Raw genomic sequence first — 12,920 nt, 5'->3', positions numbered from 1 at the left:
CAATATCAGTCGGGCAGGGTCAATAGGGGAGCGAGGTCAGTCGGGGGATCAGTCTGCGGCGACGGGCGCGCCGATCAGCTGATCCACGAGCGCGAGGGCTTCCTCGTAGGCGGCCAGCCCGGCGTCCAGTTCTTCCCTGGTGACCACGAGGGGCGGGCAGACCCACAGGAAATTGAAGCGGGTGTACGCGTACACGTGCCGGCTCTTCAGGTGCGCGGCGAGGCGACCCATCTCGGGCGAGGTGCCGCCAAAGGGAGCGAGCGGCTCCTTGGTGGTCTTGTCCCTGACGAGTTCGATGACGCTGAACAGGCCCTTGTAGCGCACGTCGCCCACGCAGGCGTACCTGGCTTTCATGGCTTCCAGGCGCTGGCCGAGGTACTCGCCGAGTTCGCGGGTGTGCTCGAAGAGGTGCTCGTCCTCGTACACCTGCAGGTTCGCGATGGCGGCGGCCAGCGAGACGGGGTGGCCGCTGTACGTCAGGCCGCCTGCCAGGAAGTGCGTTTCGAAGAAGTCGGCGATGGCGTCCGTGACCACGACCGCGCCAAGCGGCATGTACCCGCTGGTCAGGCCCTTGGCGCAGGTGACGATGTCGGGTTTGATGCCGTAATGCTGCGTGGCGAGCCACGTGCCGGTGCGTCCGAAGCCGCTCATGACCTCGTCGTCGATCAGCAGGATGCCGTACTTGTCGCACAGGGCGCGCAACTTGGGGTAGTAGTCGTCGGGTGGGACGAGCAGGCCGTTGCTGCCGGTGATGCCCTCGACCATGATGGCGGCGATGGTGTGCGGCCCCTCCATCTGGATGATCTCCTCGATGTGGGACACGCACTCGCGCCCGCAGCTGTCAGGCGTGTGGCCGAACGGGCAGCGGTAGCAGTACGGGTCGAACGCGCGGACGATGCCGGGCACGCCGGGCTCGACGGGCCAGCGCCGGGGGTCGCCACTGGCGGTCATGCTGCCCATGGTGGCGCCGTGGTAAGAGCGGTAGCGCGTGATGATCTTGTCGCGGCCGGTGTACAGGCGGGCGATCTTCATGGCGTTCTCGTTCGCTTCGCTGCCGCCCAGCGTGAAAAAGCTCTTGCCGAGGCCCGTCACCTCGCGCAGCTTCTGGCCCAGCGTCGCGCGGACATCGGTGGCGAAGCTCGGCCCGGCAAAGCACATGGTGTCCACCTGCGCCTTGATGGCGTTCAGGACGGCCGGGTGCTGATGCCCGACGTTGATGTTGATCAGCTGGCTGGAGAAGTCCAGCCATGTGTTTCCGTCCCCGTCATAGAAGTGGCTGCCCCGGCCGCCCGTCATGTGAATCGGGTTCGTCTGCGTCTGCACACTCCATGAGAACAGGGTGTGATCGCGGTTCTGCTGGATGATGTCGTGGGTGTCAGGATGCGGGTCGGGCATGGGCGGAACCTCCGGAATGACAGGGTGAACCCGGCAGTGTGCAGGGAGCAGGTTGTAGAAAGCAAAGCGGAAACCGAATGTTGCCCGGAGTGTAGTTTTTTGCGTGCTGGAGCGGCAAGAGACAGTCTGTCCAGTCGCGTTACGTCCGCTCGGCGCCGCTGAGGGCCTCGCCCGCCTCGCTCCGGGTCAGCTCCAGCGCCAGGTGCAGGCCCAGTTGGCGGCGGGGTTCGTCCAGGTCCGGCAGCATGGCGCGCAGTTGCTCCAGGCGGTAGTACACCGTCTGGCGGCGCACGCCGAGGCGCCGGGCCGTCTCGGCCATGTTGAAGTTGGTGTTCAGCAGCGCGTCCAGGGTGCCCAGCAGGGTCGAGCGCGGGCGGGCCGGAAGGGCCAGGAGCGCCCCCAGCTGCGCGCGCAGGAACGCCACGCTGCGCCCCGTCTCGGCCAGTGCGTCCAGCAGCGGCGCGAGGCTGGGGTCCAGGGGCGGGCCGCCGTGGTTCAGGATGCGGGCGTGCGCCGCGCGGGTCAGCGCCGCGAAACTCACCTCCTGCCGGAACACGATCAGCGGCAGCCCGTGCAGGCGCGACGCGCCCAGCAGCGCCGTGGGCACCTCACGGAACACCTGCACGAGTTCCAGCGCCAGCCCGTGCGCGCCCCGCTGCGCCAGGGACGCCACGAAGCCCTCCAGTTCGTCCTCGTTCATCCGCGCCAGCAGCGAGCCCGTGGACAGCAGCAGTTCCCCACCCGTCAGGAACCGCGCCGCGTCCGCGACCTCCGAGACGTGAACCCACGTCACAGGCTGGGTCAGGTGCGCGTGGCCGCTGACGACCTCCGCCCCCGCGAACGCCGGAAGCGTCAACACTTGAGCCAGCGTCGGCAACATCGGGTCCTCCGGTCGAACAGGGTTCGCGGCCGCGGCGTGCGCCCTCGCGGCCCGGTCTTCAGGCACCCCGGGCAATCCAGTCCATGGTGCGCGTGGTGAGTTCATCGAGGGCCTGCACGCTCAGGGCAAGGTGGTCCTCGCGGGTGTCCTCGATCTTGTTGTGGCTGATGCCGCGCAGGGATTGCACGAACAGCATGACGGTCGGAACTCCCGCGCGGGCAACCTCGGCGGCGTCGTGCAGCGGCCCGCTGGGCAGGCGGTGTGCGGCGGGAGTAACGGCCAGGATGCTGGCCTCGGCCGCCTCGATGAGCGCGGGGTGGAAGGGGATGGGTTCGATGTTCCAGAGGTCTCCGAAAGTGACGGTGCAGCCCGCCTCCTGCGCGAATTGCGTGGCGGCGTCCTGCGCGTCCTGCCACATGGCGGCCAGTGTGGGTGCGTCCAGGTGACGCTGGTCGAGGGTCAGTTCGCAGGTCTCGACGACGCTGGTGACGATGCCGGGCAACGTCTTGACGCTGCCGACCGTGCACACGCCCCCATGCCGCTCGGCGATGTCGTAGATGACCTGCCCGAAGCGTCCGGCGGCCAGGAACGCGTCGCGGCGGACGTTCATGGGGGTGCTGCCGCTGTGCGCGGCCTGCCCGTGAAAGGTGAGGGTGTGCCGTTCGACGCCGACCGTGCCCAGGACCGCGCCCAGCGGCAGGTCCAGGTGTTCGAGGACGGGGCCCTGCTCGATGTGCAGTTCGAGGTACGCGGCGGCGTCCTTCAGTTCGGCGCGGGCGTGCGGGGCGTCCGCCAGGGTCACGCCCACGCGGGCCAGGGCGTCTTCGAGGCCCACGCCGTCGCGGTCTTTCAGCTTGCGCAGTTCGGTCACGTCGAGGTTGCCCCCGGCGGCGCTCGACCCGTACAGGCTGCGGCCAAAGCGGGCGCCTTCCTCGTCGGCCCAGTCCACGAGTTTCAGCGTGACGGGCGGCCGACCCGAGGGCCCCCCACCGTACTGGGCGTGAACGCGCCGCAGGACTTCCAGGCCCGCCAGGACGTTCAGGCAGCCGTCCAGCCAGCCGCCGTTCGGAACGCTGTCCAGGTGCCCGCCGATCAGCAGGGCGCGTTCGCTCTCGCCGGGCAGGGTCGCCCACCAGTTCCCGGCGGCGTCCATGTGCTGCGTGACGGGCAGCTCGTCCAGCCGCTCTTTCAGGAACGCGCGCGCCGCGACCCAGGTGTCCGTGAACGCCACCCGCTGCGCGCCGTGCTCATCCCCGGTCAGCTCGCGGAGGGCCTTGAGTTCATCGATGGTGCGTTGTGGATCAATCATGTGTCTCCTTCAGAAATGGTTGATGGTTGAAAGTTGATGGGTGATGGAAACACCCTCCATCGACTTTCAACCATCAACCATCTACTTCTTCCCGGTGGCTTTTTCCCAGACCCGGTACGTGACGGCGGCGGGGCTGGGGTCGCTCTTGAGGATGCCGAGGCTCTTGAGCAGGGTGACGTTGGCCTTGTACGTGGCGGGGTCGAGGTACCCGGCGCGGCCCCCCAGGGTGGGTCCGGCGTTGTACAGCTTGGCGACCTCGGTCATCTGCCACGTCTGGTGCCCGGCGGCGCTGGAGCGGGTGCCCGAACCCTTGCAGGTGTTGCCGCAGTTGATCAGGACGGTCTGCACGGCTTCTTTCTGGTTCCTGACGGCGTAGTTCCAGCCCTTGATGGTGGCGCGCACGAGTTTGGCGGCGATGTCCTCGCCGCTCTGGCCGCTGCCCTTGAAGTTCTTGTTGGCCAGGGTCTTCTCGGTGGTGAACATCAGGTCCTCGAGCAGGTTGATGCCGTAGTCGCTGGCGTTGAAGATCTGAAGTTTGTCGAGCGGGTAGCCCAGCCCGACGATCTGATCGACCTCGTTGTACGTCATGGCGGACACCAGATCGACCTTGTCTGGAAAGACGATGCTGGGATCGAAGGGGTACGTGACGGCCTGCACGCTGGGGTTGCTGGCCGTGCTGTCCAGACTGGTGGTCAGGCCGTACTTTTTCAGGAGGGCCACGGCCGGGTACTCGTTCCCGCTGGGCCACACGCCCACCCGCTTGCCCTTAAAGTCGGCCGGGGTCTTGAGGCCAGCGGATTTCAGGGACACGAGGGTGTAGCCGCTCTTCTGGAACAGCTGCGCGATGTGCACGACCGGGATGCCCTGCTGGCGGGCGGTGAGCAGGTCGGTGATCCAGGTGGTGCCGAAGTCGGCGGTGCCAGTGGCGACGGTCTGGATGGGGCTCTGATCGCCGGTCGGCAGGAACTGCACGTCAAGGCCCTCGGCCTTGTAGTAGCCCCTGGCCTGCGCGACGAAGAAGCCCGCGAACTGCGCCTGCGGGAACCACTTGAGCTGCACCTTGACGGGCACGAGTTTCTGCGCGGAGGCGCTGGAGGTGGCGGTCAGGAGCAGGGCGGCCAGGATCAGGGTGCTGCGTTTCATGGGAACCTCCGGGGAGTGGGGAGCGCGTTCGGGTGAAGCTGGGTGGGCTTAGCGGCGCGGCAGCAGGCGCGTTTCGGCGGCGCTGACCAGCGAGAAGAAGGCAATACCGGCCATACTGGCTAGCACGATGGCGGCCCAGACGACGTCCAGTCCGAATCGGCCCACCTCGATCTGAATACGGAAGCCCAGACCGTGCCCGTTCGTACCGAAGAACTCGGCAACGATGGCGGAGATCAGGGCCAGGCTGCTGGCGACTTTCAGCGCGCCGAACACGAACGGCAGCGCGGTGGGAACCCGCACGTCCAGGAAGGTGCGCGTGGGGGCGGCGGCGTAGGTGTGCATCAGGTCCAGGTGCAGCGGCGAGGCGCTCTGCAGGCCGCGCACCGCGCCCACCATGACCGGGAACAGAACCGTGACGGCCACGACGACCGTCTTGCTGGGCCAGTCCAGGCCGATGGCTTTCACGATCACGGGGGCTAGCGCCACGATGGGAATGGAACTGAACAGCGCCGCGTACGGCAGCAGCCCGCGTTCCAGGAACCGGAAGCGCACGACCAGCAGCGCCAGCGCCAGCCCCAGCACGGTCCCCGCCAGGAAGCCCAGCAGGGCCTCGAGAACAAAGGTGGTGTAGGTGTCCTGAAGCAGCACCGTGCGGGCATTCCACAGGGCCGCCAGCACGCGGGTGGGCGTGGGGATCAGCCCGGCGGGCACGGCGTAGGCGCGCAGCAGGCCCTCGGCAGTCAGGACGGCCAGCAGGCCAGTCAGGAGGGCCGGGGCGACCTGCGCGGCGCGTGACATTCCCTGCGCCGCGCCGCGCACGCCCAGCGCCCCCACGGCCAGCAGCGCCAGAATGCCCGCCAGCCACGCCCGCGCTTCCGGGGCCGCGCCCTCGCCGGGAACGGGGAGGATCAGGCACACCAGCAGCAGGCCCCCCACGCCGACGAGCAGCGCAGCGGCAGTCGGCAAAGCCGCGCCGGGCCGGGCGGCCACCGTGCGGGAAGGAGTCACCGTCTGCTCCACGGGGTCACCCACCTTTCCAGCGCGTTCACGAGCGCGACCAGCGTGACGCCCAGCAGCGCGCCGTACCCCATGATCACCCACAGGGCGACCGTGTCACTGGCGCGCGAGTTCTCGGCGAGCATCTTGCCCAGCCCAGAAAACGAAATGGTGCTGATCTCGGCGACGATGCTGCCCACCAGCGCCGCCGTGACCGACACCTTCAACGCCGTGAACAGGTAAGGGAGGCTGACCGGAAAGCGCAGCAGCCCGAAGGTCTGCGCGCCGCTGGCATGGTAGGTGCGCATCAGGTCCAGGTGCAGCGGGTCGGCGCTGCGCAGGCCCCGGCTCATGCCAATCGCGATGGGAAAGAACGCGATGTAGGCCGCAATGATCGCCTTGGGCAAGAACCCCTGCACGCCGTACTGCCCCAGCAGCACCGCCAGCATGGGTGCGATCGCCACGACCGGCACCGTCTGCGACGCCACCAGCCACGGCAGCGTGGCCCGCTCAAATGAGCGGCTGGCGACCAGCAGCAGCGCCAGCCCCAGCCCCGTCACGGTCGCCAGGACCAGCCCCAGGACCGTCTCTCCGGCCGTGACGCCCACGTTGTACGGCAGCGCCAGCGGCGACGTGACCGGCGTGCTCAGGCGCGCGAACCCCTGCGCGAGCTGAGCCGGGGCAGGGACCACCGGGTTACGCAACTGCGAGGCGCAGGCCAGCGCGGTCCGGCAGTCGAGTTCCGCGCCGCTGGCCAGGGTGCGCGCGGCCGGGCCAAGGTTCGCGGCCAGCATCAGCGACCAGTACAGCGCGGCAGCGATCAGCGCGACGATCAGCATCGGCCCCAGGCCCGCCAGCCACGCCAGCCACGGGGGGCGGGTCGCTGTCACGGCTGGCCCCGGTTCAAGCATGACCTTTTTTCAGCAGTTCGCGGATCTCGGTGGCGTGCGTGAAGAAACGCGGGTCCTCGCGGGTGTCGTCGCTGCGCGGGTGCGGCAGATCAATCTCCACGATGCCCTCGATGCGGCCCGGGCGGGCGGTCATGACGACCACGCGCGTACTCAGGAACACCGCTTCCGGAATGGAATGCGTGACGAAGATGACGGTCTTACCGGTCTCGCGCCACAGGCGCAGCAGCTCCAGGTTAAGGTGCTCGCGGGTGATCTCGTCGAGCGCTCCAAACGGTTCGTCCATGAACAGCAGCGGCGGATCGAATGCCAGCGCCCGGGCGATGCTCACGCGCTGCTGCATCCCGCCGGACAGCTGCCAGGGGTAGTTCCGCTCGAACTTCTCCAGGCCCACCAGCTTCAGCATCTCTCGCGCGCGGCCCAGGCGGTCGCCAGGCACGTTCATGACGTCCAGTGGCAGCAGCACGTTCTTCAGGACCGTGCGCCACTCCATGAGCGCCGGTGCCTGGAACACGTACCCGTACTGCCGCTCCCGGCGGGCCTGGTCGGCGGTGCGGCCCGCGATCAGCAGTTCACCGGCGGTCGGCTGTTCCAGGTCCGCCATCAGGCGCAGCAGGGTTGTTTTGCCGCAGCCGCTCGGGCCGATCAGGCTGATGAACTCGCCCCGCTGAATGCTGAGGTTCGCGTCCTGCAGGGCCACCGTCTGCCCGCCGGGCACCGGGAACACCTTCTGCAGGTCGCGGATGGACACGATGGGCGGCCCGTTCTGTGGCGGACTGGTCGGCAGGCCGGGGCTGGCGCTTGCGTGCGTCACGATTCCTCCTCCGTCGTCTGTATGTGCGGACGGCGCCTCATCACTTAGCGCCTGAGCAGCTGCCCACGCGCCGGGTCGCCCACGAACTCACCGCCCCGCACGGCCACCTGACCGCGAACCGTGACGATCTCGGGCCGCCCGTCGATCTCCCAGCCTTCAAAGCCGCTGTAGTCGGTGTTCATGTGGCTGGTCTGCGCGCTGACGGTGCCCCGGTACGCTGGGTCGTAGATCACCAGGTCGGCGTCACTGCCCACGCTGACGGTGCCCTTGCGGGGGTACAGCCCGAAAATCTGCGCGGCGCGGGTGCTGGCGGCGTCCACGAAACGCTCCACACTTAAGTTTCCGCGGCTCACGCCCTGCGTGTACAGGACGTTCACGCGGTCCTCCAGGGCTGGAATGCCGTTCGGGATGAGCGTGAAATTCCCGTCGCCCATGTGCTTCTGTGCCACGTCGAACGGGCAGTGGTCCGTGCCGACCGTGGCAACGTCCCCGCGTTCCAGCGCCGCCCATAGCGGGGGCTGATTGCCTTTATCGCGCAGTGGCGGGGACATGACGTACTTCGCGCCCTCCACGCCGGGCCGCTCCGCGTAGGTCTTATCCAGCGTCAGGTGCGGAATCACCACCTCCACATCCAGGTTCACGCCGCGCGATCGGGCGTCCAGCGCCGCCGCAAGTGCCCGGGCGTTACTCAGGTGCACCACATACCCGTGCGCGCCCGTCATCTCCACGAACGTCGCAAAATGCGCGGTGCCCTCCGCCTCCACGCTCTCAGGGCGGCTCGGCTCGTGCCACTCCGGGCCGGTCTTCCCCTCCGCAATCAGCTTCTGTTGCAGTTCCGACACGAGATCGGCGTTCTCGCAGTGGGCCGTGACGACCACGCCCAGTTCCGCCGCCAGCCGGCACACCCCGTACAGCGCGGCGTCGTCGATTCCGAACGCGCCCTTGTACGCCAGGAACACCTTGAAAGACCGCATGCCCTCCCCCACCAGTTCCCGCAGCGTCGCCTCCGTTTCGGCGTCCCAGCGGGTCACGCCGATATGGAAGGTGTAATCGCACGCGCTGTTCCCTGCCGCCATGCCCGTCCAGGTGCGCCAGCCGTCCATCAGGTGTTCACTGCCGGCCGGGGCGAGCATCTCGATGAACGTGGTCGTTCCGCCGATCAGCGCCGCCTGCGACCCGGTCGCGTGCGTGTCCTTCGCGAACGTGCCCATGAACGGCAGGTGGATGTGCACGTGCGGATCGATGAAACCGGGAAACACGAACTTCCCGCTCGCGTCGATCACAGTCGCGCCCTCGGGCACCGGGAGGTTCTCCCCGATCTGCGCGATGGTCTCCCCTTCCACCAGCACGTCCGCCCTGAAGCGCTTCCCGTCCGTGACAATCTCGCCGTGTTGAATCAGTAGGGTCATGTGTGAAACCTCGCAGGAAACGCGGAAGTGAGGGCCAGCGGGCGGTGGTCCGTGATTCCGGTCAGTGGATCTCGATGCCAACCTCTTCTCGGTAGGCCTGCATGGCGGCCCAGCTCTGCGCGATTTCGGGGCGCTGGGCGGTCAGTTCGTCCCAGGTGACGCTCTCTCGGCCGCTGGGGACGGTGACCATGGTGATGCAGCCGTCAACGGGGCAGACATTGGCGCACAGGGCGCAGCCGACGCAGTCGCTTTCGCGGACGACGGGGCGCGGGCGGGTGTCGGCGACCTGCCGGCCGTTGGTTCTCATGTCGTAGCCGGGGTCAACGGTGACGCCGCCGGGACTGACGAGGTCGATGCACTGGTGGGCGGTGTCGTTGCAGGCGGCGTAGCAGAGGTCGCATCCGATGCATTTGTCCTGATCGATGCGCGCGACGGACTGATGGGACAGGTCCAGGCCGCCAAAGGTGCTCATCTGCGGGAGGCTGCGGCCGGTCACGTCGGCGATGGTCTGAAAGCCGTGGTCGTCCATCCAGTTGCTCAGGCCGTCGGTCAGGTCCTCGATGATGCGGTAGCCGTGCTGCATGGCGGCCGTGCAGACCTGCAGGCTGCTGGCGCCCAGCAGCAGGAATTCGGCGGCGTCGCGCCAGGTGGCGATGCCGCCCATGCCGCTGATGGGTACGCCGCTGCGCAGCACGCCGTCATCGGTCATGAGTTCGGTCAGCATGTTCAGCGCAATCGGCTTGACGGCCGGACCAGCGTACCCGCCGTGAGTGCCGCGCCCGCCGATGCTGGGCGTGATCAGCAGCGTGTCGAGGTCCACCTGGGTCACGGAGTTGATGGTGTTGATGAGGCTCAGGGCGTGCGCTCCCCCGGCGAGGGCAGCGTGGGCCGGGTCCACGATGTGCGTGATGTTCGGCGTGAGTTTCACGATGACGGGCAGGCGGGTGACGCTGGTGACCCAGTGGGTGTTCAGCTGGCACATCTCGGGCACCTGTCCGACAGCGGCGCCCATGCCGCGTTCGCTCATGCCCTGCGGGCAGCCGTAGTTCAGCTCGATGCCGTCCGCGCCGGTGTCCTCGATCATCATGACGATGTCTTTCCAGGCCTGTGGGTCGGCGTCCACCATAGCGGACACGATCACGGCGCGGTCAGGCCACAGGCGTTTGATTTCGGCGATCTCACGGAGGTTCACGTCCAGGGGGCGGTCGCTGATCAATTCGACGTTGTTGATGGCCAGCATGCGCTGCCCGCCGATGCTCAGGCTGCCATAGCGGTTGCTGATGTTCAGGACGGGCGCGCCGATGGTCTTCCAGACGGCGCCGCCCCAGCCGTACTCGAAGGCGCGGTGAATCTGCGCGCCGCTGTTCGTGGGCGGGGCCGAAGCCAGCCAGAAGGGATTGGGGGAGCGGATACCGGCAAAATCGATGCTGAGGTCAGCCATGGTGAGCCTCCGTGGCGGGCGCGTGGGCCGCGCCGGCGGTTGACGCCACACCGTTCGGAACGGGGCCGTGCGCCGCGAGGTAGAGCGGGTGGTCGCGCACCTCGGCGGGCGGGGTGGGTATCAGGGTGACGCGGGGCGTGCGGCCCAGGGCCCGCTCAATGCTGGCGGCGGCGATCTTGCCGTCCTGCACGGCCATGACGGTGCTGGCGTTCCCGCGCACGCGGACGCAATCCCCGGCGGCATACACGCGCGGCAGGCTGGTGTGCAGCCCGTCGTCCACGCGAATGTACCCGCTGTCCAGGTCCAGGCCCATCGCGGCGGCCAGCGCTGGTTTCTCCTGCCCGATGGCGCTGATGACCGTGTCGCACGGGATGACGAACTCACTGCCGGGAACGGGTTCCGGGCGGGCGCGGCCCGAGGCGTCGGGCGCGCCGAGGCGCATTCGGACGCACCTAAGGCCCGTCACCTGTCCGTTGCCGTGTAGGACTTCCACGGGCTGCGTCAGGAAGCTGAAGCGGATGCCTTCATGGAGGGCAAACTCGTACTCGTGCCGGTAGGCGGTCATTTCATGCTCGGTGCGGCGGTACACCATCAGGGTGTCCGCCCCGGAACGGCCGGCGATGGTGGCAGCGTCGATGGCGGTGTTTCCGGCTCCGATGATCACGGCGCGCGCTCCGACGCCGGTGGGCCGGTCCATCTTACTGGCTTCGATGACCTCCAGGCCGCCCAAGATGTGCTCCTCACCGGGAATACCGATGGCGGGGACGGCCCCCAGGCCAAGGGCGAGGACCACAGCGTCATTGGCGGCCAGCAGTTCGTCCAGGCCCGCGCGGTCACTGAGTTCATGCCCGGTGACGACGTTCACACCGAGGTCACGCGCGGCCTGCACCTCGCGCAGTGCCACCTCAACCGGTTCGCGCAGGACGATGATGCCGTAGGTGCTCAGGCCGCCCCCCAGTTCGCGTTTCTCGTACAACGTGACCTCGTGCCCGGCCCTGGCCAGTTCGGCGCTGGCGCTGATCCCGGCGGGGCCGCTACCGACCACGGCGACCCGGTGCCCAGTGGCGGGTGCGGGCGTGAACAGCTGAATCCCGCGTTCCTGCACGTGATCGACGGCGTGGCGTTGCAGGCGGCCGATCTGAATGGGCGTGTGGTCCGCGCCAAGCACGCAGGCGCCCTCGCAGAGTTCCTGCACGGGGCACACGCGGGCACAGGTGCCGCCCAGGAAGTTGCTTTCCAGGATGGTGCGGGCCGAGCCGCGCAGGTTCCCGGTCCCGATCTTCCGGATGAAGGTGGGGATATCGATGTGGGTGGGACAGGCCTGCAGGCAGGGCGCGTCGTAGCAATAGAGGCAGCGGTTGGCCTCGACGGCGGCCTCATGCGCGGTCATGGGCGGCAGGAGTTCCTGCGGCGGGATGGGGTGTGCGGGGGAACTGGGAGCTGATTGCATGACTGACCTCGCTTCGCGTGACGTGGGGCGGGGTCGGTTCGGCCCTCTCGGGAGCAGATTTAACCGAATGATTATGATTGTAGAGGTTAAGGCTGTATAGAGTCAACCGCAAGGCGGATGTTTATAACACGGCGGCATGACCGACGCCCAGCAAACCGGTCAGCTATTTTCCCCTTTCTGGCGCATAATTTGACACTCTGTCCCATTGATCCCAACGGGTTACGGGATGCCGGGGATGAATAATGGGACGAATAAATATACATATCTTTATGATCTAAACCTGGAGGTGTACGATTGTGCTGTTCAATCAAAAGCCATATCCACGCATCACTTCCCTTCTACAGGCTCGTCCCGCATTCCGATGCATATCGGGCTTGGATTGTCGTCTTCTATGCAGAAAAAAGCACCAGACCACCGTCCGGGGCACCAACACAAACGGTGTGTCTGGATTTTTGATGACAAATTGCACAATGCTTGAAGGGATTGTGTTTCTGTGAACCTGCCTGCTGCTACCACGGCGCTCAAGACGCCACCCTCATCCTCAGCAAGGACGTTCATGAGCGCAGTGTTATCTAACGCGTGCTGGCTCACTGATAGTCATCCCCACCCCTCTGAGTACAGGGCCGATCCGACGGCGTGGCCATGTGAACGCGACGCCAGATCGGGTCCGGCCCCGCGTTCAGACCGCAGGGTTCACAGCGTGTACGCGATCTCCCGGCGCTGCGCTCAATCCTCGGCTTGCCGTGGCCAACAGTGGCTCAAAGCGGCGCAGCCGCCAACCACCTGCGCATTTTCTATGGCCCACGTTCGGTTAGCCGGATGCGCCAGCAGGGTTGTCAGTGACAGCGGCGGAGCCAGCGTTAGGATGGCCCAGAGGTGAACAGATCGACGGCCAGATCAACCGAGATCGCGATACCCGGCTATATGAGAACAACGGCGGGTTCATAGAAACGATCGTCGGTCGATACGCCTTTCTCTCCGATGGCCGACAGTCCCATTCTTGGCCGCAGGCTACGGAGCCGTTGCCGCACGGAGACTGTGAAGTCATGCGGGCGGCAGGTGGCGGCACGCGCCCCGGCCCGAGCTACAAACTTTCTACGTAACTGCTCAGCAGGGGGGTGGGGTGCGGCGCAAAGTGTAGAGTCTGGGTATCGCTGACGATGCCTGCCCAAACT

The 12,920-nt window shown here is 67.2% G+C and carries 10 protein-coding genes; all 10 read right to left on the bottom strand.

Annotation, left to right across the window (positions count from 1 at the left end; all coding sequences use genetic code 11):
• Nucleotides 1-48: 48 nt before the first annotated feature.
• The 10 genes from QZ271_RS09105 to QZ271_RS09060 all read right to left on the bottom strand — a co-directional run bounded on the left by QZ271_RS09105 (nucleotide 49) and on the right by QZ271_RS09060 (nucleotide 11,745).
• Complete coding sequence (locus tag QZ271_RS09105; protein ID WP_291430714.1) at nucleotides 49-1,395, bottom strand: aminotransferase class III-fold pyridoxal phosphate-dependent enzyme; 1,347 nt, start codon at nucleotides 1,393-1,395, stop codon at nucleotides 49-51.
• Nucleotides 1,396-1,534: 139 nt separating this feature from the next.
• A complete protein-coding gene (locus QZ271_RS09100) occupies nucleotides 1,535-2,254 on the bottom strand; it encodes a PucR family transcriptional regulator (RefSeq protein WP_291430712.1) in 720 nt (239 codons plus the stop codon).
• Between the two features lie 79 nt (nucleotides 2,255-2,333).
• Nucleotides 2,334-3,584 carry a Zn-dependent hydrolase gene (locus tag QZ271_RS09095; protein WP_291430710.1) on the bottom strand — a complete coding sequence of 417 codons (1,251 nt, stop codon included), beginning with the start codon at nucleotides 3,582-3,584 and terminating at the stop codon, nucleotides 2,334-2,336.
• An 81-nt stretch (nucleotides 3,585-3,665) separates the two neighbouring features.
• Nucleotides 3,666-4,727, bottom strand: coding sequence for an ABC transporter substrate-binding protein (locus tag QZ271_RS09090; protein ID WP_291430709.1), 1,062 nt, complete (start codon nucleotides 4,725-4,727; stop codon nucleotides 3,666-3,668).
• A gap of 48 nt (nucleotides 4,728-4,775) precedes the next feature.
• Nucleotides 4,776-5,759 (bottom strand): ABC transporter permease, encoded by a 984-nt coding sequence (locus QZ271_RS09085; protein ID WP_291430708.1) that lies wholly within the window; start codon nucleotides 5,757-5,759, stop codon nucleotides 4,776-4,778.
• Nucleotides 5,732-6,634, bottom strand: coding sequence for an ABC transporter permease (locus tag QZ271_RS09080; protein WP_291430706.1), 903 nt, complete (start codon nucleotides 6,632-6,634; stop codon nucleotides 5,732-5,734). Before QZ271_RS09080 ends, QZ271_RS09085 begins: the two co-directional genes overlap by 28 nt.
• Nucleotides 6,627-7,445, bottom strand: coding sequence for an ABC transporter ATP-binding protein (locus tag QZ271_RS09075; protein WP_291430704.1), 819 nt, complete (start codon nucleotides 7,443-7,445; stop codon nucleotides 6,627-6,629). Before QZ271_RS09075 ends, QZ271_RS09080 begins: the two co-directional genes overlap by 8 nt.
• 44 nt (nucleotides 7,446-7,489) lie before the next feature.
• Nucleotides 7,490-8,854 carry a dihydropyrimidinase gene (hydA, locus tag QZ271_RS09070; protein ID WP_291430702.1) on the bottom strand — a complete coding sequence of 455 codons (1,365 nt, stop codon included), beginning with the start codon at nucleotides 8,852-8,854 and terminating at the stop codon, nucleotides 7,490-7,492.
• Between the two features lie 61 nt (nucleotides 8,855-8,915).
• A complete protein-coding gene (gene preA / locus QZ271_RS09065) occupies nucleotides 8,916-10,295 on the bottom strand; it encodes an NAD-dependent dihydropyrimidine dehydrogenase subunit PreA (RefSeq protein WP_291430700.1) in 1,380 nt (459 codons plus the stop codon).
• Nucleotides 10,288-11,745, bottom strand: a complete 1,458-nt coding sequence (locus QZ271_RS09060; protein WP_291430698.1) for an NAD(P)-dependent oxidoreductase — start codon at nucleotides 11,743-11,745, stop codon at nucleotides 10,288-10,290. The genes preA and QZ271_RS09060 overlap by 8 nt, the downstream gene beginning before the upstream one ends.
• Nucleotides 11,746-12,920 lie beyond the last annotated feature (1,175 nt).

Origin of the sequence: Deinococcus sp. (assembly GCF_018260555.1) — a bacterium.
Classification (GTDB): domain Bacteria; phylum Deinococcota; class Deinococci; order Deinococcales; family Deinococcaceae; genus Deinococcus.
Note: the sequence above shows the minus strand (reverse complement) of the source record. Positions and strands in the feature narration are given on the sequence as shown.

Bases quoted from the DNA above. Each gene is read 5' to 3' on its own strand.
- QZ271_RS09105 (WP_291430714.1), bottom strand. From the start codon at position 1,395: ATGCCCGACCCGCATCCTGACACCCACGACATCATCCAGCAGAACCGC.
- QZ271_RS09095 (WP_291430710.1), bottom strand. From the start codon at position 3,584: ATGATTGATCCACAACGCACCATCGATGAACTCAAGGCCCTCCGCGAG.
- QZ271_RS09090 (WP_291430709.1), bottom strand. From the start codon at position 4,727: ATGAAACGCAGCACCCTGATCCTGGCCGCCCTGCTCCTGACCGCCACC.
- QZ271_RS09080 (WP_291430706.1), bottom strand. From the start codon at position 6,634: ATGCTTGAACCGGGGCCAGCCGTGACAGCGACCCGCCCCCCGTGGCTG.
- hydA (WP_291430702.1), bottom strand. From the start codon at position 8,854: ATGACCCTACTGATTCAACACGGCGAGATTGTCACGGACGGGAAGCGC.
- preA (WP_291430700.1), bottom strand. From the start codon at position 10,295: ATGGCTGACCTCAGCATCGATTTTGCCGGTATCCGCTCCCCCAATCCC.
- QZ271_RS09060 (WP_291430698.1), bottom strand. From the start codon at position 11,745: ATGCAATCAGCTCCCAGTTCCCCCGCACACCCCATCCCGCCGCAGGAA.